General features: G+C 42.3%; 4 protein-coding genes. 1 reads left to right on the plus strand and 3 read right to left on the minus strand.

Annotated features, from left to right (window positions below):
- Positions 1-379 precede the first annotated feature (379 nt).
- Positions 380-2,140, plus strand: a complete 1,761-nt coding sequence (locus tag CIK88_RS01275; protein ID WP_254046685.1) for an ATP-binding protein — start codon at positions 380-382, stop codon at positions 2,138-2,140.
- Positions 2,141-2,222: 82 nt separating this feature from the next.
- Here the strand turns inward: CIK88_RS01275 and CIK88_RS01280 are convergent, their stop codons facing one another.
- The 3 genes from CIK88_RS01280 to CIK88_RS01290 all read right to left on the minus strand — a co-directional run.
- A complete protein-coding gene (locus tag CIK88_RS01280; RefSeq protein WP_094391702.1) occupies positions 2,223-2,627 on the minus strand; it encodes a hypothetical protein in 405 nt (134 codons plus the stop codon).
- 152 nt (positions 2,628-2,779) lie between these two features.
- Positions 2,780-2,980, minus strand: coding sequence for a hypothetical protein (locus tag CIK88_RS12255; RefSeq protein ID WP_144007420.1), 201 nt, complete (start codon positions 2,978-2,980; stop codon positions 2,780-2,782).
- The coding region (locus CIK88_RS01290) for a hypothetical protein (protein WP_216820870.1) at positions 2,925-4,196 on the minus strand (1,272 nt) is incomplete at its 5' end. The genes CIK88_RS12255 and CIK88_RS01290, both read right to left, overlap by 56 nt.

The raw sequence follows: 4,196 nt of genomic DNA on the forward strand, positions 1-4,196 counted from the left end.
GAGGAAAGTATCTGATTATCACAGGTCGGAAGAGGAACTGTGACGGATAACTATGCACCACAATTATGCGTTCTTGTGGGTTTTGTTGCTTGTGCAGGGAAATGAAATTAGGTTTTATAGAGGAAAGATACAATTTTTTTACTCAACAATCCCCTTTTACGTGAAGTCTTAGACTTTTTTAGCGATTCTACTGATAGCCACACATGCAGGGTTCGTTATAGATGATCCATCGTACAATGAATTTGTGGCACATGCCCGTTCTATAGGGAGATTCGAGCCCTGTCTAAATGATTGACACTTTTTCGGCATCAGTTTCCTATATTTACCTTATCTTTGCAGCGCAAAAACGTGAGGTTAAATTAATTAAGAAAGGATGCTTATGAACATTGAAAAAGACATTCACCCCAGTATTATCGCCGCCATGAACGGCCAGCAGTACGAAACAGAGACAACCGAAGTAACCACCGATGACGGCGATACGTTAGAGGTGGAACGCTTCACCTTTGGTGACAAGGAACCGACACTGGTAGACGCCATTAAGGTCATCATCGACCTGTCGGAGAACACGGAGCTGTGTGGCGACTTCTTCATCGAGGCTGAAGAGGCGCTGAACTATGTGGCCCAACGACTTGACATTAACAACAATCAAGCGCTAATGCTGGCTTTGGTCATCAACAACTTTGCCGACCAGCGCATCGACATGAACGACTTCGGACGCCACTTGCGCTGTACGCCCATCGCATTGCTGCCCTATCTCAAGGAGATGGATGTGCTAGAGGAGCGCGGCTTCGTAGTGTGCAATCACAGTGGCGACCGTCCTACCTATCGTATACCTTATTATATTTTGGAGGCGCTGAACGACAACAAGGTGCCTGAACAGCGTCAGTTGTCAGGTCTGAGCTGTGAGGAGCTCATCAACGAGCTGGACAAGATCTTCGACCAACGCAGTGACCACGAGCTGACCTACGAGGGACTGCGTCTGCGTGTGAAGTCGTTGCTCAACAGCAATCAGGAATTGCGGTTCGTGGAACAGGTAATGAGCTACGAGATCAGCGACGATGAAATCATAGCCCTCTTATTTATGTGCAGCCAGTGTGTGCTCTTCAGCGACAACCATATCCTGATGCACCAGCTGAGTCAGTTCTACGAGCGTCGCCGTGAGTGGAGCATGCTTCATCAGCAGTTGAAGAACGAGAAGAGTAAGCTGCAGCTGTTAGGACTTATCGAACACGCTCACGATGGAGGCTTTAACGACAGCAATGCCTTCTGTCTGACCATGAAGGCCAAGCGTGCGCTGTTTACAGAACTAGATGTCAAGTTGGATGACGAGGACCGTCCTCAGCGCGGTATGATGCGTCACAGCGACATCACTGCCCACCAACTGTTCTACGACGAGGCAACCAGCCGTCAAGTTAACGAGCTGACAGGTTTGCTCAGCGAAGACAACTATCAGAAGATTCGCCAGCGCTTGCAGGACAAGGGCTTCCGTTGTGGGTTCACCTGTCTGTTCTATGGCTCGCCTGGCACGGGTAAGACAGAGACCGTTCTTCAACTGGCTCGTCAGACTGGTCGTGACATCATGCAGGTGAACGTGTCGGAGATAAAGAGCAAGTGGGTCGGCGACTCTGAGAAGAATATCAAGGCCCTGTTCGACGACTATCGCAAGAAGGTGAAGGACTGCAAGCGCACGCCCATCCTGCTGTTCAACGAAGCCGATGCCATCATCAATCGTCGTCAGAAGATGGCAGAGCGGGGTGTTGACAAGATGGAGAACAGTATCCAGAACATCATCCTGCAGGAGATGGAAATGCTCGATGGCATCCTCATAGCCACCACTAATCTGGAGCAGAATATGGATAAAGCCTTCGAGCGCCGTTTCCTGTATAAAATCAAGTTCAACAAGCCCACTGTCGAGGCCCGTCAGCACATCTGGCAGAGTATGATTCCATCGCTTTCAGCTGATGCTGCCAGCCAACTGGCCTCACGTTATGACTTCAGTGGAGGTCAAATAGAAAATATCGCCCGTCACCATGCCATAGACAGCATCCTTCATGGTGATGAAGCAGACGACTTACAATCCCTTATCACCCATTGTGACCAGGAGCGGTTGGAGAAGAAAGTGCGCAGGATAGGTTTCTAAACAAAATTGCACAACGGTTCCGTTGTGCAATTTTGTTTATTGTGCCCCTCATACGGTATAGCTCCGTATGCCCCATGCTTTATTAGTGATTTGACGGGTTGTAATTATGATATCTTGGAAAATCTGCTAGGTCGAAATCAAATTTATTGCCGATTGCATAAGTCTGATACCAGTTTCCTTCTTCGTCTTGTTCATACACTCTTTGCATGGCTTCAACACGATAATCATCACCCTCGTAGTCATGCTCCAACAAATAATATAAAGTGTCCCATGCAGCTTCTTCAATTTTATCTGCTAACTCCTTATCTTCTTTTTTCAGCTGTTCAAAATAAGTAGGACCAAAATCATCATCATCCATTCCAGATTCTTCGAGTGCCTTTTTGTACTTCCGCTCAATCTGTTCAATAACATCATCGGGCAGATCTATTCCAAAATCGAGGTCGGTGCACTGCTGATTAATGTCGATACCAATAAGAATTGTTGCCATAATACCAATGTTTTTAAGTTAAACGTTTCTGTTATCGGCTGCAAAAGTACAAACTATTATTTTATAGGCAAAGGATTTGTTGTCAATATAATGGACAACATCACCCTCTGTGACCCAGAGCGGTTGGAAAAGAAGGCACATAGGATTGGATTCTAGAATATCTTCCAATCCTTGCCCGTGATGATAGAGATGGGCTTCACCAATCGGCAAAGCACCAGCCCTATCACCACGAGCAGCACTCTCACCCAAAAGCTGATATTCGGGCACACAAAGCCAATGTAAACCAAGTATAATGGGCTACATATCAGGGCTATTGACAACAGGAGCGAGAGGGCTGCGAGGAGGAGTTTCATATTTTTCGTCTTTCAATTGATTTAATTTTTCCTGCTTTTCTATCCTTTTGTCAATAACAATAGTAACATTTTTGGGGGTACCTTCTTTCTCTTTTATTATATTAAAAGTATAATCTTGTAAGATAATATCCTCTTTCACTTTCACTTTAGGGAAACCATCCATATCCAGATTTTCCCAGATTATATCTTTCAATTTTTCGCGGTAAAGCAATGAACATATTGCCATGTAAGTATTTTGCATTTTGGAAGCTAATGTATTAGCAGGAGCATCTTCCTTATCCATCAAGCTATTTGCCCAAGCCGGAATCAACACAATATTCCATAGACTCGTGAAAAAACGAGGATCGTAAGCCCTACCCCAAACATGAGATATTATTGTGTTTTGAAAGAGTGATTCTTTTCCTTGAGAGATTGTGATTCCTGTTTTATTAGTGATTAGACTACGAACCGAATCGTTTCCATCTTTATCGATATCTACTCGATACTGTTTTCCTTCGATGGTATATATTGCCTTATCGCATTTCGTTACACTACTGTTATTTTCTATAATTTTTTCATCAGTGGTATAGCGAGCTTCAAGATAGTTGAGATCTTTAGTTAACTTATCTTTTATACTATTCAGACAATCTATTTCAGGCTTTGTTAGTTTTTTACCCAATTTTGTTTCTATTCTTCGTTTATTCAAATAGTTGATGAATTTATTAACATTTAAAGCAATGTTTTTGTCTTCGGAGAGAATCTGTAAAAAAATCTTCTTGATTTCTTCGTTTCCAATTTTGTTTGCTTCATTATTTAAACTTTTAACCCAATTACCTTCATCCTTTATTAATTCTTCTCCCTTATTTTTTGAATGATAAAAACTACCGGAAAGTTCATTCATTGCTTTAACAACAAGTTCAGGTTCAAAAAAATATGATCCTTCAACTGCCATCTTAATAAATTCCTTTTCATCGCTAAAGTGAGAGATTAGCACCTCCATACCATCCAACTTATGTAGGTAATCTCTTTTAATGTGTTGTCTTTTATTGTTTATTGTAGTATTAGTATATGTATTAACATCTGGAATGAAATTATGTCTGTAAAGAGATTCACCCAATACTACAACTTTTTTATATAGATCAAGAATTTCTTCATCATTCCATGAAGGCAATGGAGTTTTACAATTTGGATTATCTATAAACAACGAATATGGTTTTTCTTTTAGTATCCTAACGAC

This window comes from Prevotella sp. P5-50 (genome assembly GCF_002251295.1).
GTDB lineage: Bacteria > Bacteroidota > Bacteroidia > Bacteroidales > Bacteroidaceae > Prevotella.

What these genes read in the sequence shown, in the direction of transcription:
- CIK88_RS01275 (WP_254046685.1), top strand. Translation starts at nt 380, where the DNA reads ATGAACATTGAAAAAGACATTCACCCCAGTATTATCGCCGCCATGAAC.
- CIK88_RS12255 (WP_144007420.1), bottom strand. Translation starts at nt 2,980, where the DNA reads ATGAAACTCCTCCTCGCAGCCCTCTCGCTCCTGTTGTCAATAGCCCTG.
- CIK88_RS01280 (WP_094391702.1), bottom strand. Translation starts at nt 2,627, where the DNA reads ATGGCAACAATTCTTATTGGTATCGACATTAATCAGCAGTGCACCGAC.